This is a genomic window from Draconibacterium orientale, assembly GCF_900111425.1.
GTDB classification, from domain to species: Bacteria; Bacteroidota; Bacteroidia; order Bacteroidales; family Prolixibacteraceae; genus Draconibacterium; species Draconibacterium orientale.
Genome location: NZ_FOHT01000001.1, coordinates 265,174 through 290,458 on the forward strand (window position 1 = coordinate 265,174; position 25,285 = coordinate 290,458).

At 41.9% G+C, this 25,285-nt stretch carries 17 protein-coding genes; 11 read left to right on the plus strand and 6 right to left on the minus strand.

Annotated elements, in window-relative coordinates:
* Window position 1 precedes the first annotated feature (1 nt).
* A complete protein-coding gene (gene murQ, locus BMW53_RS01065) occupies window positions 2–823 on the plus strand; it encodes an N-acetylmuramic acid 6-phosphate etherase (RefSeq protein WP_038561241.1) in 822 nt (273 codons plus the stop codon).
* A gap of 101 nt (window positions 824–924) precedes the next feature.
* Here murQ and BMW53_RS01070 read toward each other — a convergent pair whose 3' ends face one another.
* The 4 genes from BMW53_RS01070 to BMW53_RS01085 form a co-directional block, all read right to left on the minus strand.
* Window positions 925–1,938: a dipeptide epimerase gene (locus tag BMW53_RS01070; RefSeq protein WP_038561238.1), complete on the minus strand. Its 1,014-nt coding sequence runs from the start codon at window positions 1,936–1,938 to the stop codon at window positions 925–927.
* 18 nt (window positions 1,939–1,956) lie between these two features.
* On the minus strand, window positions 1,957–3,144 hold the full coding sequence (locus BMW53_RS01075; RefSeq protein WP_051567961.1) for a C40 family peptidase: 1,188 nt from the start codon (window positions 3,142–3,144) through the stop codon (window positions 1,957–1,959).
* Window positions 3,145–3,244: 100 nt separating this feature from the next.
* Window positions 3,245–4,678, minus strand: coding sequence for a transglutaminase-like domain-containing protein (locus tag BMW53_RS01080; protein WP_038561235.1), 1,434 nt, complete (start codon window positions 4,676–4,678; stop codon window positions 3,245–3,247).
* Window positions 4,679–4,692: 14 nt separating this feature from the next.
* Window positions 4,693–5,418 (minus strand): FadR/GntR family transcriptional regulator, encoded by a 726-nt coding sequence (locus BMW53_RS01085; protein ID WP_038561232.1) that lies wholly within the window; start codon window positions 5,416–5,418, stop codon window positions 4,693–4,695.
* Between the two features lie 239 nt (window positions 5,419–5,657).
* Between BMW53_RS01085 and BMW53_RS01090 the strand changes: the two genes are divergently transcribed.
* From BMW53_RS01090 to BMW53_RS01115, 6 genes are all read left to right on the plus strand, one after another.
* Window positions 5,658–7,304, plus strand: coding sequence for an alpha-L-fucosidase (locus tag BMW53_RS01090; protein WP_038561229.1), 1,647 nt, complete (start codon window positions 5,658–5,660; stop codon window positions 7,302–7,304).
* Window positions 7,305–7,424: 120 nt separating this feature from the next.
* Complete coding sequence (locus tag BMW53_RS01095; protein ID WP_051567960.1) at window positions 7,425–8,024, plus strand: RNA polymerase sigma factor; 600 nt, start codon at window positions 7,425–7,427, stop codon at window positions 8,022–8,024.
* Window positions 8,025–8,149: 125 nt separating this feature from the next.
* Window positions 8,150–9,118: a FecR family protein gene (locus BMW53_RS01100; RefSeq protein ID WP_038561225.1), complete on the plus strand. Its 969-nt coding sequence runs from the start codon at window positions 8,150–8,152 to the stop codon at window positions 9,116–9,118.
* A gap of 133 nt (window positions 9,119–9,251) precedes the next feature.
* Window positions 9,252–12,683, plus strand: coding sequence for a TonB-dependent receptor (locus BMW53_RS01105; RefSeq protein ID WP_051567959.1), 3,432 nt, complete (start codon window positions 9,252–9,254; stop codon window positions 12,681–12,683).
* A gap of 29 nt (window positions 12,684–12,712) precedes the next feature.
* Window positions 12,713–14,578, plus strand: coding sequence for a RagB/SusD family nutrient uptake outer membrane protein (locus tag BMW53_RS01110; protein ID WP_074780085.1), 1,866 nt, complete (start codon window positions 12,713–12,715; stop codon window positions 14,576–14,578).
* Window positions 14,579–14,827: 249 nt separating this feature from the next.
* Complete coding sequence (locus BMW53_RS01115; RefSeq protein ID WP_038561219.1) at window positions 14,828–16,024, plus strand: MFS transporter; 1,197 nt, start codon at window positions 14,828–14,830, stop codon at window positions 16,022–16,024.
* Between the two features lie 38 nt (window positions 16,025–16,062).
* On the opposite strand, the gene BMW53_RS01120 is transcribed toward BMW53_RS01115, so the two are convergent.
* Window positions 16,063–17,823: a DUF6057 family protein gene (locus tag BMW53_RS01120; protein WP_038561216.1), complete on the minus strand. Its 1,761-nt coding sequence runs from the start codon at window positions 17,821–17,823 to the stop codon at window positions 16,063–16,065.
* Window positions 17,824–17,833: 10 nt separating this feature from the next.
* Window positions 17,834–19,300, minus strand: coding sequence for a TolB family protein (locus BMW53_RS01125; protein WP_051567957.1), 1,467 nt, complete (start codon window positions 19,298–19,300; stop codon window positions 17,834–17,836).
* A gap of 392 nt (window positions 19,301–19,692) precedes the next feature.
* Between BMW53_RS01125 and ilvD the strand changes: the two genes are divergently transcribed.
* The 4 genes from ilvD to BMW53_RS01145 all read left to right on the plus strand — a co-directional run bounded on the left by ilvD (window position 19,693) and on the right by BMW53_RS01145 (window position 25,172).
* Window positions 19,693–21,522: a dihydroxy-acid dehydratase gene (gene ilvD, locus BMW53_RS01130; protein WP_074780091.1), complete on the plus strand. Its 1,830-nt coding sequence runs from the start codon at window positions 19,693–19,695 to the stop codon at window positions 21,520–21,522.
* Between the two features lie 73 nt (window positions 21,523–21,595).
* Window positions 21,596–23,293, plus strand: coding sequence for a biosynthetic-type acetolactate synthase large subunit (gene ilvB, locus BMW53_RS01135; protein WP_038561210.1), 1,698 nt, complete (start codon window positions 21,596–21,598; stop codon window positions 23,291–23,293).
* A gap of 34 nt (window positions 23,294–23,327) precedes the next feature.
* Window positions 23,328–23,870: an acetolactate synthase small subunit gene (ilvN, locus tag BMW53_RS01140; protein WP_038561208.1), complete on the plus strand. Its 543-nt coding sequence runs from the start codon at window positions 23,328–23,330 to the stop codon at window positions 23,868–23,870.
* A gap of 192 nt (window positions 23,871–24,062) precedes the next feature.
* Complete coding sequence (locus tag BMW53_RS01145) at window positions 24,063–25,172, plus strand: mandelate racemase/muconate lactonizing enzyme family protein (protein WP_038561203.1); 1,110 nt, start codon at window positions 24,063–24,065, stop codon at window positions 25,170–25,172.
* The last annotated feature ends 113 nt before the right edge of the window (window positions 25,173–25,285 follow it).

Sequence of the window (25,285 nt, forward strand, 5' to 3'; positions counted from 1 at the left end):
AATGAGGGTTACAGAATCATCATCTTTATACGACAACCTCGACCAAATGACAGTTGAAGAGCTGTTAACGGGAATAAACAACGAGGATGCAAAAATTCATATTGCCGTACAAAAAGAAATTCCACAGATAGAAAAACTGGTTACCCAACTGGTTGACCGCATCAAGTCAGGTGGCCGCCTGTTCTATTTGGGAGCCGGCACCAGCGGACGATTGGGCATTCTTGACGCATCGGAAATACCACCTACATATGGCATGCCCGATGGCGTTGTAATCGGTCTTATTGCCGGTGGCGACCGCGCCATTCGCAAAGCTGTTGAAGCTGCTGAAGACAATATTCATGGTGGTTGGGAAGACCTGCAAAAGTTTCAGGTGAATGAGCGTGATACCATTGTTGGAATTGCAGCATCGGGAGGTACACCTTACGTTATTGGCGCCCTGAAAGATGGCAACAACAACGGACTGCTTACGGCCTGCATCACCTGTAACCCGGACTCGGAAATTGCAAAGGTGGCAAAAATCGCCATAGAGCCCATTGTTGGCCCCGAGTTTGTAACCGGAAGCACACGAATGAAAGCCGGAACAGCACAAAAAATGGTGTTGAATATGATCACCACCTCGCTGATGATAAAACTGGGACGCGTAAAAGGCAACAAAATGGTGGATATGCAGCTCACAAACAAAAAGCTGGTTGAGCGCGGATCGACAATGATCGTTGATGAACTGGGTATTGATTTTGAAGAAGCCAAACGCCTTTTACTCCTGCACGGTTCAGTTCGGGCCGTACTCGATAACTACAAGAAAAAAGAACAGAAATCGCTTTAAGACAGTTAAAAGTCTTTACAAAAGAAAAAAGAACCGAAACTACTGACGACTCAGTTTTTCGGTTCTTTTTTTTGTATAAGCGCTAAGCGGTTTCGAACCAATTAGCGCTTAACCACGCCAATTCCCGGAAGATCGAACAAAGTAACTTTTCCGTCAATCACTTTCATCCCATCAAAAACATCGTTGGTAATTAGCAAGGCACCATCAAGATCGGCCCAATCGCAAAGTGGCGATAATTGCGAGGCTGCAGAAATGGCGCACGAAGTTTCTGTCATACACCCGATCATTACATTCATATCAAGAGCCCGCGCCACATCAATCATTTTCTTTGCTTCGCGCATGCCGGTGCTTTTCATCAGCTTAATGTTTATACCCGAGTAAACATCTTTAAATTTCGGAATATCGTAAATGCGCTGAAAAGCTTCGTCGGCAATCGTTGGCAGCGGGCTGTGTGCTGTTAGCCAGGCCATGTCATCCAGCTGTTCTTTTGGCATGGGCTGCTCCACAAAAACAATCCCTTTCTCCTTCATCCAGTGAATCATTTCCAGCGCTTCATGTTTATCTTTCCAGCCCTGGTTTACATCCACACATAAAGGCACATCAGTAACCGAAAGAATGGTTTCAATCAGCTCTTTGTCGTTGTCGCGCCCCATCTTCACCTTTAGCATTTTAAACTCGGCAGCCTCCTTGGTTTTTTCAATTACCACTTCGCGCGTATCTATACCAATGGTAAATGTTGTGTAGGGCGTGTTTTCCGGTTTTAATCCCCATATTTTATACCAGGGCTGCCCCAGTATTTTACCTACCAAATCGTGCAATGCAATATCAATACAGGCTTTTGCCGCGCGGTTTCCGGGCTCCAACTGATCTACATATTCCAGAATTTCGTCCATACGGAACGGATCGTTAAAACCCGTCAAGTCCACTTTTTTCAAAAATCGGGCAACTGTTTCGTGCGATTCGCCCAAATACGGCGGCATCGAAGCTTCGCCGTATCCAATCAGCCCATCGTGTTCCAACTCAACCAACATAACTGGTGTGGTTGTGCGCGAACTTGTGGCTAGTGTAAACGTGTGTTTTAACTGAAGTTCAAAAGGTTTAAAACGTAATTGCATGTGTTCTTATTCTTGATATTATTCCGGTAAAACCTGTTTAAAAAACACGTTGTCGACCACCCACTCAATTCCATCGCCATCAACATTGTCGATAATACGGCGGGCACGAACAAAGCCTTTTTCGTAATGCCCGGTATATTTTTCACTGTCGGGATTCAAGCTGTTTACACGCACTTTTCCTGATGCGTGAACAAACTCCTGATCGCCCAAAAACAAACCAACATGAGTAACTCTTTCAAGTTGGTCAGCAGTAGCTTTTCGTCCAAAAAACACCAGATCACCGGGCGCTAATGTATCGTAGCCATTTTGCGTGTCAACCAACTCTCCGTATAAAGTTTGCTGCGATGCATCGCGTTGCAAAATTACTCCGTAATTGTAATAAGCCGATTTAACAAATCCGCTACAATCCACCATTTTTGCCGAAGTACCGCCCCACAAATACGGAACACCCATAAATTTTTGGGCCGTTGCCAGCACATCTTTTGCTGCAACACTTTTATTGTACCAACTATCAAGGCCCATACATTCGTCTTTTTTCACAAAAGCCTCACGCCCGTCGGCCAAAACAGTTTTATAAAATCCGGCTGTTTCATCGGCCACAGTCAGCAAGTTATCCAGTACCAGGTCGGTTGCGATGCTTGATTTCGCATCCGCTTCAGCATAGGCAAAACCATATTGATTTTTATAAAGAACTTTTTTATAGGCTTTCCATTCCACCATTTCCTCGTTGCTTTTTACGACAATCGCGGCGCCGTCAACCCAGCCAAAATAACGGTCGGGCGTTTGGATTAAATACCAGCCATCGTCTTTGCGGTAAACTTTAACAGGTGTTCCCAAAATGGCCTGCGTTAACATTTCGGCTGAATGCCTTGGATTACTCCGAATATTACAAACCGAGATAGTTACAATGCCCCACGGATTTTCGCTAAAAGTGTCATCGGGCAACAGGACAACAGAAAAGTCACATCTTTTTTCCGATGCAAATGTTTTCAACGCATCAAAGGTAGTTTTCGAAACGGTGGCTCCGGTTATCGCCGTCTGACCATCTTTTTCAGAAACACTTACTTTACAGTATTCTACACGTTTATCTTTAATTTGCTGATCGATCAACTGATCAACTTGTTGCTCAATGTGTGATGATTGCTGCTGCTGCGTACAAGATGCCATAAGCAAAAAGAATAGAAAAATTATGTGAGTAAATTTCATTGCCTTACAAGATTTGTATTACATATTACAAATATAAATTTTAAAGCGATGTTTCCGAAGAATAACCCATTAAAAATTCATACTAAACATCAATATACGATTAGTTTTCGGTAGCCGGCAAATATTCAAAATCGAGGTGATAATCCCATGTGTCGAAATACAGGTTACCGCCCTCCCACTCCAGCTCTCCACGCTGGAAATCAAAAGGTTCGCTTCTGTAGAACTTTTTAGGCGGAACCAGTTCGCAGGCATAATCATCGTTTACCACCAAACGGTAACAATCCAGTCCGTTCAGGTAAAACTCTTTTATACGCATATCGTCTGAATCGATCAGTTTAAACGATGGATCTACCGGCACCCAACCCACTCCTTCGTAATACACTTCGGCCCAATCGTGCAGGTTTTTGGTTTGCGGTAACAAATACCAGCCACTTTGCCATTTACACGGAATTCCTAGACTGCGGGCCATACTCAAAAACAAAAAGGTTTGCATACCGCAATCGCCGTGCTTGTTTTCGAGCACATAACACGGAATACAAGACATAACCGAATATTCGAGCGCACCGGCCCACGGAATATTATCGTTCATCCAGTAATACAGTAATTCGACCCGCTTTACCGGATTCTTTTCGCTGCCAACAACACTTTTAGCTAACGATTTTACGTGGTCGTTAAATACGATGTGCGGCAAACGCTCGGCAGTAAATTTTTTATATAGTTCAGAGTTTTTGTCGTAAGCCTGAACTTCTTCCGGTTTAATATCGAACCACTGTGCTGCGGATTCAAACAGGTAGGAGATTTGAAAAACGGTCTCCTCATCTTGCACTGCCTTTTTCTCCATGTAAACGGTTCGCTGCATGGTTTCGTTCGGAGCAATAGTATAATCGCCCTGGCTGGCCTCCAAAAATTCCACTTTCGGCAAACGCTCCGATCCGGTTCGCGGATAGGGCAACCAACATTTTACCAGTTCGCCATCCGGCACGGCATTGGCATCCAAGGTAATCGTATAATTTACTTTTATTCGCTGCGGAGCAAAAGGCGTGCGTGGCTCCATGTTTTTTTTAAACCACTGCGGAATAACGGTTTGCTGAAAATCTTCCACGCCATCGTAAGCTTTCCCGTTTTTTTCTTCCCTTATTTTTCCCGCGGCTTCATTCAAACGAAAAAAGTTACTCACCGACCTTGAGAAATAGCGCTTTTCACCATCGATAACACGCATCTCCAACTGCCTGGCATTTTCCCATTGCTTCAGGTCTTCGTCGGTGATATCCGGGAAATATTCGCGCAACTGCTCTTTTACATCAGCCTGCGTGTAAGGAAACTCTTTTCGTAAACGACGAATGGTTTCCAGTTGAACCAGCAACTTGTCGTTCTGCGGGTCATCAGCAAGTTGCTCATTCAACCTGCTTTCGGCTTCTTTGAATTTTCCCTTTGATAAATAATTTTGATAGTTGAACACTTCGCTGTTTTTATTTTGACAGGCAAAAACAAATAATGCCAGCCCAATAAAAAAAACTCCAGTTAAAAATTTCATACAACCATTTTATGCTAATAAGAGTTGTGCAGGTATTTCTGATAGATTTCCATTGTACGGCGCAAATGCACTCTCATCAGCTCTGCTGCCTCGTCGCTTTTTTGTTTGTTTATTACATCAAAAATCTTCAGATGATATTCCAGAGTAATGTCTTTTTCGCCTTCCACATTTGCATAAATAAGGTTTCTCATACGTGGCAGCAACGAATATATTGGCTCCATCGAAATCTGTACAATCGGGTTATGCGTTGCTTTTGCAATAAGCAAATGGAATTTATTGTCCAAATCGGCTTCCATTTGAATATTATCAGGGTTACAGGCTTTAAAAGCTTCAATATTATCCTGAATATCGCTTAAATCGTTTTGTGTGCGTTGTTTGGCTGCCAGGCCGGCAATCTCGGGCTCAAATAACCTGCGCACTTCAATAATTTGTGCAATCAGGTTGTGGTCGAACTGCATGTCGTAATACAAGTTCAGGTTTTCAATGGCATCGTCAATCTTTAACCCGGTAACCGTCATTCCGCTGCCTTTTGTTATTTCTACCAATCCTCGTGCACTTAGCCTACGCAGTGCTTCGCGCAATGCTGTTCGGCTAACACCAAACGATTCGCACAATTCTCTTTCGGTTGGTAATCTTGATCCTACCGGCAATTTTTTTTCACGAATAGCAGCTTCAATTCTGCGCTCAATTTTTTGGCTCAGCGTTAACTTGCTCCCGATTTTTCTAAAGACTTCATCCATTTTGGTAAATTTTGGTCGAGTGGTAAATACGTTTAATGTACTACATATTACAAATGTAGTATTTTAATAGAAATTTTGGTTTTTTCCAGTCGATATGGTTTTATTTCATTGTATAAAAAATGTATAGTCCTGATTAGCAAAACATTGCTTTTCTCAAAAAAAACATCCCCATTTCAGAACTTGCACGCCAGCTATTTTTTAGTACATTAACAGTCCTTAAAACATCAATCTTTCTTACTATGATAAAGTCGGGCATAACATTTCTGCTACTAACATTCTCGTTAGCTTTATGGGCACAAACACCAAACAACGAAGTACTAAACCTGAACAAACCCGAACGTGTTGAATGGTTTCGCGATCTCGGTTTTGGCCTGTTCATCCATTTTAGTTTCGACAGCCAACTGGGAGTTGTAATCAGCCATTCGATGGTTGGAGCATCTGAAGATTACCTGGACCGTTACATTAACGAGCTTCCAAAAACGTTTAACCCGAAAGATTTTGATGCCAAAGAAATTGCAACTCTGGCCAGATTGGCCGGAATGAAATACATTGTGTTCACCACAAAACACCACTCCGGCTTTTGCATGTGGGACACCGAAACCACCGACTTTAACATTACCAACACGCCCTATAAAAAAGACCTGCTGGAAGAATATGTAGAAGCTACGCGCGAGGCAGGGCTGGCTGTTGGATTTTATTTTTCTCCTGAAGATTTTCATTTCCTGCATGAAAACGGGCTCGAAATCCGCCGCACAAACATCAACGACATTCCTCAGCATATTATGAACAAATATGCGGAGCTGAATGAACTTCAGACCATTGAACTAATGGCCAAATATGGCGATATCGATATTCTTTTCTACGATGGAGGCGAAGGACCTTTACTTGAAAAATGCAAACAAGTAGCGTGGGAACTTCACCCCGATGTGGTAATTACCCGCGGCGCCATGGAAACACCGGAACAAACGTTGCCCGGCACCCCGCTTCCCGATGCGTGGGAAGCATGTTTAACCATGGGAACGCAATGGGCTTACAAACCGGCTAACGAAATATATAAATCCGGTGCCCGGCTAATTGAAATATTGGTTGAAACACGCGCAAAAGGAGGTAATCAACTACTCAATATAGGGCCAAAACCAAATGGTGCAGTTGCCGAAGAGCAGGAAAACCTGTTGCGCGAAATTGCCGCCTGGAATTTCCTTAACGGCGAAGCAATTGAAGCAACAAAACCGTGGATTATTCCGAACGAAGAAAATATTTGGTTTACCTGGAAACCGGAAGACAAAACACTTTATGCCATTCTTACCCAACAAACGGAATGGCCGCGTGGCGAACGTCGCGAATTTGTATTGAAATCGGTTGGTACTACTGAAAATTCCAATGTTGAAGTGCTGGGGCAATCGGGAAAACGTGTTGAATACATGCCGGAAACAAATGGAACTACATTTTTTAACCAGGAAGAAGATGGCCTGCACATTTCGTGTGTGCGCGCACAGCGTTTATACAACAATAATAAATGGAACTACCCGCTTGTTTTAAAAATTACCAATGTCCGGCCTGCGTTTCATCCGCCTGTAGTTGCTACCGAAGAGGCACAAATCATACCATCAGGCAGCACAAATTTCATACAATTTAACGGTAAAATTATTGAACAGGGCGACGGAAACAATCTTAACGTTTGTTTTCAATATCGTGTTCGCCCGGACTTTATTGATGAGCTCATTGCTAATCAATGGACGGAAACTAAAAATCTGGAAATAACAGATAACGTATTTATGTTCAGGCTTCCGGTAAAAAACAAAAAAATTACCTACCAGTACCGAACGGTTGCAAAACACCCAAAAGCCACTATTTATGGCAATTACAGAACCATATCAATAAACTAAACAAATCATTTTATGTAAAAATACTTTTTTTTTACGTTCAGGTTCACTACTTTTATTTTAATTAAACTAAACTAAAGTGTATCTTTTTGATAGAAGAGCTACACAACTAGCTATAACTAGATGCTAAACGATCAAAAAACTAAACTGTTAATTGCCGGAGGTAACACCCGCAGCTTTCAGTTATTAATGGAAGTCACCTCCGATGAATTACTTCAGTACGCTTTAAGTTTTGTACGCAATCAGGTAATTGCCGAAGAACTGGTAAGCGATGTTTATGTTAAGATATGGCATAAACGATCAGAACTACCCAACATCCATAATATCAGATCCTACCTTTTTATTGCAGTAAAAAACAGCTGCCTGTCGCATCTCCGCAAAATGAAAAATGAAAAAATTGTATTCATCGACGAATACAACGATTTTCTTTTCCCCGCGGTAGAAAGTACCGACGAGGAGACGATAGAAAAAGAAATGCTAAATAAAATTTACGAAGCCATTGGCGAACTGCCTCCGAAATGCCGAGAAGCTTTTTCGCTCGCAAAAATAAATGGGTTTAAACACCGCGAGATTTCTGAAATAATGAACATTTCAGAAAAAACAGTGAATAACCACCTGGTAACCGCACTCAAAAAAATTACCGAAGCGCTGGGCATTGATAAGAAAAACAAAGCAAAAAATTCGCCGTTAAAACAAGCCAGTTTATTCTCCTTTGTATGGTAAAAGCGCTCGGCGTACAAACCTACTTCCCGCCCTCTTACCTTAGAAATTAATTATTATTGATTTTTTTATTGTTGAATTAGGTATAGAATAAAATACAAACGTCTTTTTAGATAGAAAGACAAAAGATGACGAAGAAAGACAATATCTACGAGCTTATTGTAAAAGAATTAACAGAATCCATCAGCGAAGAAGAAGATGGTCTTCTTAATGATAAGATGGACAAACATATATCCACTGCACGAAGCTATTCCATAATTAACACCTTTTGGAGGAAATATTTCCCAAAAGCCAAGAAACACACTATAATACAGCAAACTGAAAAAAAGCTCGGATTCACATATCACCAAAGTCCGAAAACCAGTAAATGGAAATGGATCGGAATTGCAGCTACTATATTATTAATTGTATCAATGGCATTTTCAATAAACTATTTAATAGAAAGAAAACAGGCGCCCACATTAAACCAGTACAGGTGCAGAGCCAAAGAAATTAAAAATATAACCTTAAGCGACGGAACCAAAGTATGGTTAAACTCATCGTCGTTGTTAATTGCCAGCGAACCGTTTATTGGCGACAAAAGAGAAGTCACCTTGTTTGGAGAAGCTTACTTTGAAGTTGCACCAAACGCTGAAAAGCCTTTTATTATCGAAACCTCGAACCTTAAAACAAAAGTTTTGGGAACCCATTTTAATGTTGTTGCCTACCCTACCGACGATATTCATGAGATTTCGCTATACGAAGGCAAGGTTCAGCTAAATCCGAATACAAATAACAATACCGCTATTTTGAATCCGGGCGATCGCGCTTATTACCACACCAACACCGGCAAAATGAAGCTATTGCACACCGACCTGGGCAAACCGGCTCAATGGCGCGATGGAATATTGCGGTTTTACGATGAAGATTTGTTTAGCATCTCGAAAAAACTGGAACGCCATTTTGAAACACGGATTTTTGTTTCCGATTCAGTTACAGGCAACTTTAAGTATTCAGGCGAATTTGAAGAAGAATCGCTGGAAAGGATACTCGAATTACTGAGCGTGGCCAAAACATTTGAATACAAAATAAATAATAACGGAATAATTATAGAATAAAATAAAACAAGACACGATTGAAATGATGAATTAAGAACAAAACTGAAAATCTTCCGGTGAGTCTGATCAACTCTTTACAAGGGAGATTTAAATGAACTAAATTTTATTGTTTAACAAACTAAACTATTATTGTATGGAAAAATGCATTAATGCTAAGCTTTCCTGTTCATCGGGATGGCTAACAAAATTTCGTCGCGTAGCCGGTGTCACCATGGCATTGTTACTGGCGATAGTTGTTAGTGTACAGGCCAGCACGTATTCTGAATCGGTTAAGTTCGATTTAAAAATGAAAAAGGCCAGCCTGAAAGAAGTATTTCAAACCATCGCTGATCAAAGCGAGTTCAAGTTTGTTTACAACAACGACGTTGTAAACGACAATCAAAAAGTGTCGGTAACGACTGAAGATGCGCGTGTTGAAGAAATTTTAAATGAAATTTTACCACAACACCATCTCGCTTACCAGGTTATTGACCGACAAGTTATTGTTTATCCGGAAGCAAGTAAGGAAACATCTGCTGTCAGCTCCGCCAGTCAGCAGGAAAAATCCATTTCGGGTACTGTAGTCGACGAAGAAGGCATGCCTCTTCCGGGCGTATCGGTAATCGTTAAAGGAACAACCGTAGGTATTGTAACCAATGTTGACGGTAAGTACAATTTAACCGGTATTCCTGAAGATGCCAAAGTGCTGGTTTTTTCATTCGTAGGAATGAGAACACAGGAAGTAAACATTGGCAACAAAGCAATCATCGACATTACTCTCGAGGCTGAAGCAATCGGTTTGGAAGAAGTTATTGCCGTAGGTTACGCTTCGCAGAAAAAAGCCAATGTAGTAGGTTCGGTTGCAACCGTTAGCGGAGAGCAAATTGAAGCTATTCCTGCTGCCGACGTTACCAACACCCTTTCGGGCCGCATGAGTGGTGTTACCGGTATTCAAACAACCGGCGAGCCGGGACAGAGTAACGCTACTATTCTTGTGCGTGGACGTACCACTTTAGGAGACCGAAACGACAATCCTGAGCTTACAGCTCCGCTTGTGGTTATTGATGGAATTCCTGGCCGTTCGCTGGGCGATGTTGACCCTGTTGACATTGAAAGTGTATCGGTACTGAAAGATGCATCGGCTGCCATTTACGGATCATCGGCAGCAAACGGTGTTATTCTGGTAACTACCAAACGGGGAAAATCAGGAAAACCAAGAATGAACTACCAGTTCTATCAGGGTTTTATGTCTCCAACTATTCTTCCTGAAGTAACCAACGCTGGCGACTATGCCACAATGTTGAGTGAATACCAGGACTACGAAAACAAAGAGCGTACGTATTCTGATGAAGATATCGCCTTGTTTTACAGCGGCAGAGACCCCTGGAAACACCCGAATAGCGACTGGGTTGGCGACCTTGTATCTAACTGGACCACCACCAGCAAACACAATTTCAGTATCGACGGTGGAAGTAACGGAATGTATTACTACGTATCGTTGGGTTATAAAAACGAAGAAGCAATATACGAGCAGGAATCAACCAATTACAAGCAATATAATTTGCGTGCAAAACTGGAACTTCCTATTACCGATTGGTTAACCACCTCGATTGATTATGCAGGTTTCCTGAATAACAAAATGTACCCAACTAAAGGTGCAGGCGATATTTATGGTCAATCAACCCGTTTGCTGCCTACCCGTTGGTCGTTCTGGCCAAACGGATTACCCGGCCCGGATATTGAATACGGTGACAACCCTGTTGTTACTTCAACTTTCGAAGGTGGTTACGACGATCAGAAAGACTACATCAACCAGTTAACTTTTAAGGCAACAATTGCACCGCCATCGATTAAAGGTTTAACGCTTAGCGGATATTATTCTTACGATGTATCAAACTGGTATAGAAAAGAATTCCGTAAACCATGGACACTATACACTGAAAACGAAGATTCAGCAACCTATGATTCAGAGGGATATATCATCGATATGGATTTAACTCCTGCTAAACGTGGATACTCTTCTCCAGAACTTGCTGAAACCTACCAAAGGAAGATTCGAAAATTAGCCAACTTCAATTTCAACTATGCACGTGATTTTGGTGAACATTCATTCTCAATTTTCGGTGCCTATGAACAGATTGACCAAAGCCGAAATGAAATGGGAGCATTCCGCAAATATTACATTTCAGACGTTGTTCAAACTATCGATGCAGGTTCCGATACCGATAAAGATAACTGGGGCTGGAGTTGGATTTATGCGCGCAAATCAATCATTGGTCGTGCCAACTATAGTTATGCAGGAAAATACCTGGTTGAAGCACTGTTCCGTCGCGATGGTTCGTTAAAATTCCCTCCTGACAGCCGTTGGGGTAATTTCCCTGGTTTAATGCTGGGATGGAGAGCTTCGGAAGAAAGTTTCTGGCAAAATAATTTATCTGCCATCAACTACTTCAAACTGAAGGCATCGTATGGTAAAATGGGTATGGACCCGGGTGATCCTTTCCAGTTCATGAATAAATACATTCTGGGAACCGGTTTAACCATGGGATCAGGAAAACAGGTTGAAACCGTTGTACAACAAGATGGTGTGGCAAACCCAAATATTACCTGGGAAAAACAAACGACTTACAACATTGGTTTCGAATCGCAAATTCTTGATAACTTATTCTCGTTCGATGCTGATGTTTTCTACAGCAAACGTTCTGATATTTTAGCTTCAAGAGATGCTTCAGTACCACAATTTACAGGATTGGCATTACCTGATGAGAATATTGCAGAAGTTGATAACCGTGGTTTTGAGCTGGAAGCCGGATACCACAAGAATATTACTTCCGATCTTCGTCTCGACCTTACCGGCCAGTTCTCGTACAACCACAACGAAGTGGTATTTATGGACGAGCCGGAAAGAGCAGAGCCCTGGCAACAACGCACCGGACACCCTTACGGAGCCTGGTTAATGTACGATGCCATTGGTATTTTTGCCGATCAGGCAGCTGTTGACGGATATCCTTCCTGGGACAACGCCAAACCTGGAGATGTTATTTTCCGCGATGTAGATGGCGACGGATCGATTACCAGCGACGACAAAATCCTTGTTGATCAAACCGATATGCCGGAAGTTACTTACGGTTTATCTATCGACTTAGACTACAAAAACTGGCACCTTTCGTTACTGGCACAAGGCCAGGGCAAATATTACCGTATGAACATTGCTGACGGACGTCGTGGTGAAGCAGGTAACTACTTCCAGTGGAGTTTCGACGATCGCTGGACACCTGAAAACACCAATACCGATGTAGCAAGAGCCTACAACCGCGATGACTTATACTGGTCGTTTGATAACAATATGAGTACATACCACCTGGACAACATGGCTTATTGCCGTTTAAAAAATGCCGTTCTCACCTATACCATACCTAACGAGGTATTTGGCGACCTGGGAATTTCAAGAGCTCAGGTATATTTTGCAGGAAACAACCTGTTCCTGATTTATGCTGCTCAGAAAAATTTCGATCCGGAAATTGGAGCTCCTATGAACTACCCGGCCGTAAGAACGCTGGCGCTTGGTGTTAAAGTTACATTTTAGTAATTAATGAATTTTGAAAAATGAAGAATATGAAAAAAATATTAGGTTCGATACTGGTGTTGACGCTGATTATTGCAACAACATCATGCGACGATATTCTCGACCAAAAAGCGGTTGATGCTTTTAACGAGGAATCTGTTTTTGAAGACTTAAACCTAACAAAAGCATATTTGGGCAGATGTTATGACTATATTGGCGTTGATAACAATATGTTATTGGGGTTAAGGGAAGACCTTCTGGCCGGAGCTACTGACGAGCTACTGTGCATACACCGTCCGAGCGGCTATCCGTTTCTGAAAGGGATTATGAGCCCCGACGAATTAGGACACTTTGGAAACTGGCGTTTTAACTGGATTACGTGGAACTTATACAGCAATATTAAAAACGTAAACGTATTTCTTGCAAATGCACAAAACGTGCCTACCGAGAATTCCGGAGAAGAAGCACTACTGGCTACATATATAGCCGAAGCTTATTTTATCCGTGCTTTCGACTATGTAAACTTAATGCGCTCTTACGGTGGTTTGGTACTGGTTAACGAGCCATTTGAACTAGGTGAAGATTTCTTATCTATTAACAGGTCTTCGTTAGATGAAACACTTGATTTTATTATCGCCGACCTTGACAAGGCAATTGCCGGACTTCCAACCAAAGACGAAATGGAACAGGGACGTGCCACAAAAGGTGCAGCTGCAGCATTAAAATCACGAATTTTAAGCTGGAGTACCGGAGAATTAATGCACGGTGCCTATTCTAATGATCCGCTGGTTTCGTTCCAGTCGCACAGCAGAGAGTCATTACTGACTCAAGCGCAAACCATAGCCAAAGAAATCATGGACGGAATGCATGGAGATTACTCATTAACCGGTGGAACCGACGATCCTCCGTCTCCATTAACCGAAGCAGATGTTGAAGCTTATTCTGAAAACTTCTTTAACATTTTTACACAAAAAGGAGAATGGGATGATGAAGCGATCTGGGGTGTGCAACACCTGCAATCGCAAGGAAATACAACCACACAAAACAGATGGTGGGGCCCAAATGGGTACCACAACTGGGGAAACAATGGTCCGAACGAACTCGCTGTTCGCGAATTTGAAATGGCCGATGGTAGTCCTTTCGTTTGGGATAAATACAATCCGGGAGACGAAGAAGTACGCGAAGCTACAGCTGCAGAATTAGCAGCTGATCCGGAAATCAATCCATACGTTGGAAGAGAACCTCGCTTTTATGCAACCGTTCTTTTTGATGGTGCACCGTGGATCGAGCGTCCAACAGATGCAGTAGCTTTCGACCCCGAGAATCGTGTTCAAACCGGTTATTATATTGCAGCCGATGGTAGCACAAAAGCATCAGGAGTTGATACCCGCCAGGGTCCAATTGAAGCATGGAACGGTACTAAAAACGGTTATTACATAAAAAAATACCAGGATCCGGCAACCGTTGGGCAATACTTTAACAACGAAAATGCCTGGATTGAAATGCGATACGCCGAGGTAGTATTAGACTATGCCGAAGCTTGTATTGAGTTGAACGAAGTTGAAAAAGGTATGGAAGCACTGAATATGATTCGTAACCGTGCAGGACTACCTGATAAAATGACAACTGACCAGGCGGAAGCCAGAGAATGGGTCCGCCACGAGAGAATGGTTGAATTCTTCGGAGAAGGCGACCGCTGGTATATGATTCGTAAATGGATGATAGCAGAAGACGTGATCAAAACTGTTCACCCGATGAAAATCTACCATTACGAAGATGGTAGCCACGAATGGTTCTACGACACTTCATCAGATGCTGATGTAAGAGCGTGGAAGGATGCCAACTACTGGTTACCTATTTCACGTACGGAAATAAACAAAGCTCCACAGTTGAAACAGAATCCCGGTTACAACTAGTCGTTTAGTTTAGTTAGTATATAAAAGACCGGCTCAGTTTGCCGGTCTTTTTATATCTACCTGTTCTTTCAGTATTTTTCACAATAAGAAAGACAAAGTTCAGTAACTGAACATAAATAAATACAAGCTGAATTTTACCAAACATTCAATAAAACTTATCTGAACCTGAAAAGGTTAACGGTTCTCAAATTAATAATATTGCTAAAACCTATGCAGTGGCATTTGCCCATTGCCTAAAATCCTATTGTAATGATTAAACTAAAACTGTCGCTGATGATGCTCCTCCAATACATGATGTATGCTGTTTGGTGGGTTCCTTTGGCTGCTTATTTAACCAACCTCGATGTTAGCAGTTTCGAAAAATCGATGATTTTAAGTTCAATGGCTATTGGCTGTATCGTTTCGCCGGTAATTGGCATGCTGGCTGATCGTTTTTTCCCGGGACAAAAAGTGTTGGCCTCGTTAAATTTGCTGAATGCTGTTATGTTGTTGCTTGCCGGAACTACAAATCAACCCGATTTGCTCTTTATTTTTCTGCTGATTGCCATGTTGGGTTACATGCCCAGCTGGAGTTTAACCAGTTCTATTGCAATGGCGCACATTCCATCCGAACAATTTCCAAAAATAAGGGTGTTTGGCTCCATAGGCTGGGTGGCATCCGGTATTTTCAGTGTTATTTTTATTCGCTTCCTGGGCTTTGATTTCGACGGAACGAATATTCCTTTTTATTGCGGTGCCGCAGTAAGTATCGTTGCCGTATTCGTAAACCTTACCTTGCCAAATACACCACCTCCGGCCAAAGGGCAAAAAGGTTCGTTAATTGATGCTTTTGGTTTGCGAACAGTTGAGCTAATGCGCGATAAAAATTTTGCCATTTTTATTGCCTTCTCTTTCCTCTCGATGATTCCCTTTGCCATGTATTACTCATTTTTTTCTGAGTTCCTTTTAAACATCAATACCAAATACATTTCGATAACCATGAACTGGGGCGTGTTGGCCGAAATGGGATTTTTACTCCTGGTTCCGCTGGCCATTAAAAAGCTGGGCTTACGCAAAGTAATGATCTTTGGTCTGATTGCTTTAACCATTCGCTACTTTTCATTTTATGCCGGTGGTGTTATCAACCAAAGCTGGATGTATTTTATCGGAATTTTGATTCACGGGTTAATCTTTGGCTTCTTTTATGTTGGCGGCCAGATTTATATCGATAAAAAAGCTCCTGCCGAATTAAAATCGCAGGCACAGGGTTTTATTTTCCTGGTAACATTTGGTGCCGGCCTTTTGGTTGGCAACTTTATTTGCAGCGAATTGATAGCCAACTTTAAAAGCGATGCAGGTTATAACTGGAATGCCATTTGGGGAATAACCACCCTAAGCTCGGTGGTACTTGTTGTTGCATTTATGTTGTTATTTAAAAACAACGACGAACACTTAAAATCGAGATAATTTCAATTAGAAATCAACAAAAAAAGTGAGGAAAACCGTTAATTGAAAAAAACATAATACCAGTACGTATCAGCAAAATCACGCAGCGCAATTTGTGCTTTACGTTTGCTCGCCTGGTTTTGCTGATATAGCTGGTAATACCGTTGAAAACGCTGTTCGGTTTTGGAATCAATTTGTAGCTTCGTTAGCCCGGGCATCTCTCCTACCCGCATTAATTTATAGGTAACCACAGCTTCTTCAACATTTTTAGGAATCTCTTTCAAACCCGCATTTTCCATCGCCGGAAGCAAGTTTACGATTCCTTTCATGTCTTTCTGAAGCATCAGCCACGACAGTTCATATTGCAATGCAACCGGGTTATTCGAGTCGGCCTCTAAAACAGGCAGCAGGTTTAACCAGGGCGTATCGCTTTTTACAAAAAAATCGAGTTTGGTATCTAGTTGCTTCTTTTTCCCCAATTCGTCGTCGCTCAAAACGGCAGCATCATTGTTCAGAAACTTCCTGAATTGGCGCGCATCATCCCTGTAAAACAACGATTTGCCAAGAATCGAGATGTATTTTACTGCTGTTCGGTAATTTCCTTTAATCAGCTCGGTTTTAATCAGCATTTTTAGCGTTTCAGGGGTATAGCCATAAATTACCGTGTATTCATATGCCCAGCGTTGCGCTTCGTTTATAACGCCAATGGCATAATAATAATAACCACCAAACTGTAAATACTGACCTATATTTTGCCACTTTAAAAACAGCGTACTACCATCGCTGCTTTGCCTGAATTTAAAAAACGAATCGGCCAAACGTCCGGTTTCGGCCAAAGCCACATTATTTAAAAACAGCGTTAGTTTGTTGTTGGTGGGCTCGTTAAAATTATAACGAATCAGCTCATCATATTTTTGCTCGTAAAATAATTTTTCGGCGTGAAAATAGTGTTTACTCTTTTCATCAATATGCTGAAAAGCAGCAATTACCAGCAAAACCAAAATCAAATATGGAGACAGTCCGGCCAATTTTATGTTCTTGATTTTTATCCGCTCGATTGCTTTAATCCTGATTTTTGCAAACACTGGAATAAACAGCAATATCAAAGCCGTCAATCCAAACAGTACAAGCTGCCCCCCGATAGCGATAACCGAAAACGGAAATACCAGAAGCGAATCGGTGGTATAAAAAAACAAGAATTCGTTCCCGATCCAAAAGAAAACCGCAATACTGACCCAACTTAACGCTGGTTTCATCCAACTTTTTTGGTATAGGAAGTAAAGTGTTGACAATCCTAGCAACAGAAAAGAGAAGCTTCCAAAAAGAAAATACACAGCTGGAATCAGAATTACCACCCACCACTGATACCTGGGTTTACTATTTATCAGTCCCCAAAAGAGCAGCAGCTGAGCCAAAATCCCCAGGTTGTTTATGGCCTGATACTGGTAATTGGTTTGCAGATAAAAAAGCAGAACTCCCGCTAAGAATGGCACAAACAGAAAATTTTCAGCGCCTAACTGTTTGCCAATTTCCGAAATTATCAAAACAATTAATAATAGCTGGAAACCCACAATCAGTGCACCAGCCAAAGGATAATAATAAAATGCAATTTGTAACTGCCCCAGATATTCCAGGAAACCCCCCGGTTTGTCGAGATGTTGGTTCAGGTAAGCAAAAGAGACTTGAAACAGGGATGACTTCTCCTGGTAAAAGAAAATATAGTCGGCAAAACGGTATAGAAAAACTGTTGCGAACAGAAACAGCAACGCGGCAGGAAGAAAACGGGTTATTATATTGGTTTTATGCAGAACAGAATTCATTTCAATAGATTTAGTTAGTGGCCCACTGGGCTTGTATGGCTTCTTTTCCCGCAGCCTTGCGAATTTCGCCCGGAGTAAGATCAACGTCTTTTATGGCAAATTCAGGAATATTAAATGTTTTTACAAATTCCCTGTAAAACCGGGGATCTTGCTGTGGCAGAACAAAAGGTTTGCTGGTAATTCCGTTTTCATCAACAAACGAAATATACGGACGAGCCGTTAAGCCATCTCCGCGTTTGCTGCTAAATACCAACCATTTACTATTGGCCGACCAGCTGTGGTAACTTTCGGTAAAATCGCTGTTATTTTCACATCTCTTCACCTGCAAATTTCCCAGGTTAATCGAGTACAAATCGGCCTCTTTATGCCAAATCGAAAAGTTTCCATAGTCGTGCAAGGTAAAAACCAACACATTTCCGGCCGGCGATATCCGCGGAAAGGAAACACTCTTTCCTATGCCTGCAGCGTCGAACACCAACTCTGGTGCTGAAAATTTTCGCTGCTCCGGATCGAAAGCAACACGGTACAAATCATATTTAATATCCCGGTAATCGTAATTTTCGGCAATTTGAGCAGCGCGGCAGAAATACAAAAACTCTCCATCAGCCGACCACTCCGGATAAGTATCCATAAATTGCGTTTCCGGATCAACCGGCACCTGCATCATTTCATTTTTATCAATATCGTATAGCACCAGCGAAGAATTTAAATCCGAAACCTCAATCTTTTTGTTTTTCATCGAATGAAATTGCTGAACCACCTTATTGGCTGAATACGCCACATATTTTCCCGACGGATGCCAGCGCGGATACACCGCCCCATTTTCCATTTCTTTGGTTTTCAGGTTTACCTTTTTCAAATCTCCGTTTTCAACAAAATAAGTTCCGCCCAAATTTCCGCGCATGTGAAACATAAAGTTTTCCGCATTCTGGTTATTAAAAGCATGGCAGTTAACGCAATTTTGCCCCACCACATTATTTTGAATGACGGTTTTTTCTTTAAAACTTTCGAGGCTTCGTTGTACAATACTCAACTCCGTCCAGCTTTCGTACCCCGGATACAACAATCGGTAATACAAAAACGGATCAACTTTTTCGGAAGAAACAGTGTTGCTGAACTCTGGAAATTGAATCCATTTGCCATCTTTCTCAATCGATATTTGATAACTGATTTTTGCGTCACGGTTTTCGTCAAGAAGCTTTTTCCATTTTTTCTCAGAAAGGCGAAATGCTCCGTCACGGGAAGAAACGGATAAATTACCTTCATTTTCACCTAAAATATTCAAATAATAAGCATCTCCTTCTTGCTCCACAAAAAAATTCAGAGGTGCAATATTGGCCGGAATTATTACTTCGGTGTAATCGGGATAAATTTTTACCGAATCACTATTTTTCAGAATATCCCCTTTGGGTTTTGATACACAGGCGGATAAAAAAAGTACCCCGATAAGGCATATGGAATGGTACCGCAGGCTCATTGTTAGTTCTATGTTAGCGTTTATTGTAAAGCCTGAAATTAATAAAATCATTCAAAACACACACCTATCATACCTGGAAATAATTGATAGATTTGTGACCGAAACAATTACAATTCAGAAGTAATTCTTCAAATATCTTTAAATTTCGTTCATATTTATGGATTTTGATTTCAATTCGTTTTGATAATAAATTTTAATTTTTACATTTGCTTCATCGTTATAAAAAATTATGAAAGTTTTATCTATCAATATTATTGTCCTACTCGTTGTCATTCTTGGAAATACTGAGAAAGGTCATTAATTTGTATAGATACTAAAGATATTTATAAGCCTTTCTCAAAACAGAGAAAGGCTTTTTTAATGTTACAACTGACAGAAAAAGACAAAAAAGTATGCATAACACATTACGAAGCAACACAACCACACAGGGTCGTAGAATGGCCGGGGCACGCAGCCTCTGGAGAGCTAACGGAATGAAAGAAGAACACTTTGGAAAACCTTTGATTGCAATAGTTAACTCGTTTACACAGTTTGTTCCGGGGCATGTTCATTTACACGAAATTGGCCAGTATGTAAAAAGTTTAATTGAAAAAGAAGGCTATTTTGCTGCTGAATTTAACACCATCGCCATCGACGATGGTATTGCAATGGGCCACGACGGAATGTTATATTCGCTTCCGTCGCGCGATGTGATTGCCGACAGTGTTGAATACATGTGTAACGCCCACAAAGTGGATGCAATGGTTTGTATTTCGAACTGCGATAAAATTACCCCGGGAATGATGATGGCCGCTATGCGCCTGAATATTCCGGCAATATTTGTTTCGGGCGGGCCGATGGAAGCCGGCGAAGTTGACGATAAATTCCTCGACCTTGTTGATGCCATGGTTATGGCTGCCGACACAAAAATCGATGATTCGTATGTACAAAAAGTGGAAGAAAACGCTTGTCCTACCTGTGGTTCGTGCTCGGGAATGTTCACCGCCAACTCGATGAACTGTTTGGCCGAAGCCATTGGATTGGCACTTCCCGGAAATGGAACAATTGTAGCCACACACGCCAACCGAAAGAAATTATTTGAAGAAGCGGCCCAAAAAATTATAGCGGCAACAAAAGCTTATTATTTCGATGGCGACGATTCCGTACTTCCAAGAAGTATAGGATCACGCGATGCCTTTTTAAATGCCATGAAACTCGATATTGCCATGGGTGGATCGACCAACACGGTTCTTCATCTGCTGGCCATTGCGCACGAAGCCGAAGTAAACTTTACCATGAACGACATCGACGAGCTTTCGCGCATTACACCCAACTTGTGTAAAGTAGCGCCAAACGGTCATTATCATATTCAGGATGTAAACCGTGCCGGCGGAATCCTGTCGATTTTAGGCGAATTGGAACGCGGCGGATTAATGGAAACCAACGTTCCGCGCATCGACGGAAGGACCTTGGGCGAAGCCATTGCCGAATACGATATCAAACGCGATACCGTTACCGAAGATGCCATAAACCGTTTTAAATCGGCTCCGGGCGGAGGGCGCAACCTGGTTATGGGATCGCAGCAAAGTGTTTACAAAGAACTGGACGATGACCGTGCCAACGGATGTATCCGCGATTTTGAAAATGCCTACAACAAAGACGGCGGACTAGCTGTTCTTTTCGGCAACATCGCTGAAAAAGGCTGCATTGTAAAAACTGCAGGTGTTGATGCATCAATCTTTAAATTCACCGGAACAGCAAAAGTTTTCGATTCGCAGGAAGACGCCGTAAACGGGATTCTTGGTGCTGAAGTTCAAAAAGGTGATGTTATCGTTATTCGCTTCGAGGGGCCAAAAGGAGGACCCGGAATGCAGGAAATGCTCTACCCTACTTCGTACCTGAAATCGATGCAACTGGATAAACACTGTGCACTGATTACCGACGGACGTTTCTCGGGTGGAACATCAGGATTGTCGATCGGCCACGTATCGCCGGAAGCAGCTGGTGGTGGTGCAATTGCACTCATTCGCAACAACGATAAAATTGCCATCGACATTACCGGGCGCTCGATCAACCTGGTAATTTCTGACAAAGAATTACAAAAACGCCGCAACGAAGAAGAGGCAAAAGGCGTAAAAGCATGGAAGCCGGCAACGCGGGTCCGCAACGTATCAAAAGCACTTAAAGCTTATGCAAGCCTCGTTTCATCGGCCGATATGGGCGCCGTAAGATTAATAGACTAATTAAAATAAAAAAGAATAAAACATAGAACAAACTGATAGCCGGCATTCAGCACCGGCCTAAAAAACAAACAATATGACAGCAAAAAAAGTTACCGGCTCACAAGCATTGATTCTGTCGCTTATGGAAGAAGGGGTGGATACTATTTTCGGCTATCCCGGCGGTGCAATTATGCCCGTTTACGATGCGTTGTATGATTTTGACAAAGAGGTAAAACATATCTTAACCCGCCACGAACAGGGAGCCATTCACGGTGCCCAGGGTTATGCCCGTGTAAGCGGCAAACCAGGAATCGTGTTGGCCACTTCTGGCCCGGGAGCCACTAACCTGATGACAGGAATCGCTGATGCAATGATCGATTCAACTCCTCTGGTATGTATTACCGGACAAGTTGCTGAGCCGCTGCTCGGAACCGATGCTTTCCAGGAATCGGATATCGTGGGAATGTCAATTCCTGTTACCAAATGGAATTACCAGATAACCACACCCGAAGAAATTCCGGGAGTAATTGCACAAGCTTTCTATATTGCCACAACAGGCCGGCCGGGCCCGGTTTTAATTGATGTAACAAAAGATGCTCAGTTTGGAGAACTCGACTACAAATACGAAAAATGTACAAAAATTCGTAGCTACGTGCCCGAGACCAGTATTGATCCGCACCAGATTAAAGCCGCTGCCGAGTTGATAAACGAAGCTAAAAAACCGTTGCTGTTTGTTGGCCAGGGAATTATTATCAGCCACGCTGAAGAAGAAGTAAAAGCTTTTATCGAAAAAACCGGAATTCCCGCAGCCTGGACTTTGCTGGGACTTTCTGCACTGCCAACAGATCATCCGCTGAATGTTGGAATGTTGGGAATGCACGGAAACTACGGGCCGAATAAATTAACCAACGAAGCCGACCTGATAATTGCTGTGGGAATGCGCTTTGACGACCGTGTTACCGGTAAGGTTAGCGAATACGCCAAAAAGGCTAAGATTATTCATATTGAAATCGATCCGGCTGAAATTGACAAGATCGTAAAAACAGATGTGGCCGTATTGGGCGATGCAAAAAAAGCCTTAAAAATGCTTATCGACAATGTAAACCCGAACAACCACGAGAACTGGCACAACGAATTTAAAAAATGCGATGCCATTGAAAACGAAAAGGTGATTCAGAAAGACCTGTACCCGACAAAACCTGGATTAACCATGGGTGAAGCTGTTAGAATAGTATCAGAAAAAACAAATAATGAGGCTATTCTTGTTACCGATGTTGGTCAGCACCAGATGATCGCCCAGCGTTATTTCGGATTCAAAAAATCGCGAAGTAATGTAACTTCAGGAGGTTTGGGAACAATGGGATTTTGTTTGCCGGCTGCCATGGGAGCGCAACTTGGAGCGCCCGACCGTACTGTGGTTGGAGTGGTTGGCGATGGTGGTTTCCAAATGACCATTCAGGAACTGGGAACGATTGCACAGAATAAATTGCCGGTTAAAATCATGTTACTGAATAACAACTTCCTTGGAATGGTACGTCAGTGGCAACAGTTATTTTTCGAGAAGCGCTATTCGTTTACCGAGCTGCATAATCCTGATTTTATAACAATCGGTAAAGGATTTGGGATTCCGGGCCACACCGTTGACAAACGCGAGGATCTGGATGCAAGTATCAAAAAAATGCTCGACCATGACGGTCCGTATTTACTGGAGGTTAAAATTGAGAAAGAAGACAATGTCTTCCCGATGGTTCCTACGGGAGCATCAGTTTCGGATGTAATTTTAGAGCCTTAATCTCGTAAATTGAATAACGAAAAAAGTTAAAAAAATGAGAAAAGAATATATCCTTACAGTTTATTCCGAAAACCACATTGGTCTTTTAACCAGGATCACAAACGTTTTCACCCGAAGAAAAACAAATATCGACAGTCTTACCGTATCAGAATCGGCATTGCAGGGCATTTACAAATTCACAATTGTAATACACTGTACCGATGCGATGGCTGTGAAACTGGTTAGCCAGATTGAAAAGCAAATCGATGTATTAAAAGCTTTTTATCACACCAATGAGGAAATGATTTTCCAGGAAATAGCCTTGTACAAGGTTCCGATTGAGCCGATTTACGAAAGCGACACCATTGAAAAGATAGTGCGTAAAGCAGGTGCCCGTATTCTTGAAATTACCAAAGATTATGTGGTAATTGAAAAGACCGGACATAAGGAAGATACACAAGCGCTGTTCGAGGAGTTGAACCAATTTAAGGTAATGCAGTTTATCCGCTCAGGAAGAGTAGCGATAACACGCGACCCCATTGAACGTTTATCCGAATTCCTGAAAGAACGTGATGCGTTTTTAACAAGTTTAGATTAAAAAATCTATAGTCCAAAACTACCTGCCCGTCAGCTATTCTGACGGGCTTTTTATTTGCTATCATGCCGCTTTTTTAACTTGCTTATCAGCTTCCTTCAATCTTAATTCATTTGTCAATCGATTAAATTAAATTATTTGTCATACAAATTAATAAAAAGATTTATCAATTTTGTAAAAAACTAAACTTTTACAATGAACCATCTAATCAACCAGATTGATATCTACCAATCTCCCATCAAATTAAAAGAACCTTTTGTTATTTCGTTAGGCGCCATGTATCACGCCCAAAATGTGATCGTTATTATTCACACAAACCAGGGTATTACTGGCTTTGGCGAATGCAGTCCGTTTATGACAATCAATGGCGAAAGCATGGAAACCTGTTTTATTGTAGGGCAGTATCTGGCCCAGGTTTTAAAAGGAAAAAACCCGGAAAATATTGAGGAATGCACACATGCCATGGACAAAACTATTTATGGTAATTCGAGCATAAAAAGCGCTTTCGACATGGCCTTGTATGACATCTCTGCACAAAAGGCCGGAGTACCACTTTATCAATTTCTTGGAGGGCAAAACAACAAGGAGATGCAAATTGATTATACGGTAAGTCTCTCCAACCCGGAGAAGATGGCTGCCGACGCTAAACGTATTGTTGACAACGGTTTTGAGATTGTAAAAGTAAAGCTTGGCCACTCGAAAGAACAAGATGTGGAAAGCATAAAAAAAATACGTGAAGCAATTGGCCCGAAAATCCCGATTCGGTTGGATGCCAACCAGGGATGGAAAACCGAAGAAGCACTCGATATTTTAAAAGCGTTGACTCCTTATAAAATACAACATTGCGAGGAGCCCATTCCGCGCTGGGATTACATGGCACTGCCCGAAATAAGGCGGTTTAGCCCAATTCCTATAATGGCCGACGAAACCTGCTGCGATCATATCGATGCAAAACGACTGATTGATTTGTATGCCTGCGACCTGATCAATATTAAACTAAGCAAATCGGGTGGTATTTTTAAAGCACTGAAAATTGTGGAAATTGCCAAGGCTGCAAAAATGCACATTCAGGTTGGTGGTTTTCTTGAAACACGTTTGGGATTTACGGCAGCAGCCCATTTTGCGCTTTCTTCGAAAAACATTGTTTATTTCGATTTTGATACACCGTTAATGATGGAAGAAGACCCGGTTGAAGGCGGAATTCTTTATGGCGAAAAAGGCAAAATTACCATTACCGACACGCCCGGACTTGGCGCGAGCATCAACGAAGATTTTCTGTTGGGCTTAAAAAAGATAAGCGTTTAAACGAAGCGGATAACCGGAAAAACACAATTTTGGTCATTTCGTTTTCGTACATTTTATGGCTTAAAATATTCCTTACTTTTTGTTAACTTTGATTAGAGAACAAAAAAAGCGTG

What these genes read in the sequence shown, in the direction of transcription:
- BMW53_RS01075 (WP_051567961.1), bottom strand. Translation starts at nt 3,144, where the DNA reads ATGAAATTTACTCACATAATTTTTCTATTCTTTTTGCTTATGGCATCT.
- BMW53_RS01145 (WP_038561203.1), top strand. Translation starts at nt 24,063, where the DNA reads ATGAACCATCTAATCAACCAGATTGATATCTACCAATCTCCCATCAAA.
- BMW53_RS01085 (WP_038561232.1), bottom strand. Translation starts at nt 5,418, where the DNA reads ATGGATGAAGTCTTTAGAAAAATCGGGAGCAAGTTAACGCTGAGCCAA.
- ilvD (WP_074780091.1), top strand. Translation starts at nt 19,693, where the DNA reads ATGCATAACACATTACGAAGCAACACAACCACACAGGGTCGTAGAATG.
- BMW53_RS01125 (WP_051567957.1), bottom strand. Translation starts at nt 19,300, where the DNA reads ATGAGCCTGCGGTACCATTCCATATGCCTTATCGGGGTACTTTTTTTA.
- BMW53_RS01090 (WP_038561229.1), top strand. Translation starts at nt 5,658, where the DNA reads ATGATAAAGTCGGGCATAACATTTCTGCTACTAACATTCTCGTTAGCT.
- BMW53_RS01080 (WP_038561235.1), bottom strand. Translation starts at nt 4,678, where the DNA reads ATGAAATTTTTAACTGGAGTTTTTTTTATTGGGCTGGCATTATTTGTT.
- BMW53_RS01095 (WP_051567960.1), top strand. Translation starts at nt 7,425, where the DNA reads ATGCTAAACGATCAAAAAACTAAACTGTTAATTGCCGGAGGTAACACC.
- ilvN (WP_038561208.1), top strand. Translation starts at nt 23,328, where the DNA reads ATGAGAAAAGAATATATCCTTACAGTTTATTCCGAAAACCACATTGGT.
- murQ (WP_038561241.1), top strand. Translation starts at nt 2, where the DNA reads ATGAGGGTTACAGAATCATCATCTTTATACGACAACCTCGACCAAATG.
- BMW53_RS01120 (WP_038561216.1), bottom strand. Translation starts at nt 17,823, where the DNA reads ATGAATTCTGTTCTGCATAAAACCAATATAATAACCCGTTTTCTTCCT.
- BMW53_RS01115 (WP_038561219.1), top strand. Translation starts at nt 14,828, where the DNA reads ATGATTAAACTAAAACTGTCGCTGATGATGCTCCTCCAATACATGATG.
- ilvB (WP_038561210.1), top strand. Translation starts at nt 21,596, where the DNA reads ATGACAGCAAAAAAAGTTACCGGCTCACAAGCATTGATTCTGTCGCTT.
- BMW53_RS01105 (WP_051567959.1), top strand. Translation starts at nt 9,252, where the DNA reads ATGGAAAAATGCATTAATGCTAAGCTTTCCTGTTCATCGGGATGGCTA.
- BMW53_RS01100 (WP_038561225.1), top strand. Translation starts at nt 8,150, where the DNA reads ATGACGAAGAAAGACAATATCTACGAGCTTATTGTAAAAGAATTAACA.
- BMW53_RS01070 (WP_038561238.1), bottom strand. Translation starts at nt 1,938, where the DNA reads ATGCAATTACGTTTTAAACCTTTTGAACTTCAGTTAAAACACACGTTT.
- BMW53_RS01110 (WP_074780085.1), top strand. Translation starts at nt 12,713, where the DNA reads ATGAAAAAAATATTAGGTTCGATACTGGTGTTGACGCTGATTATTGCA.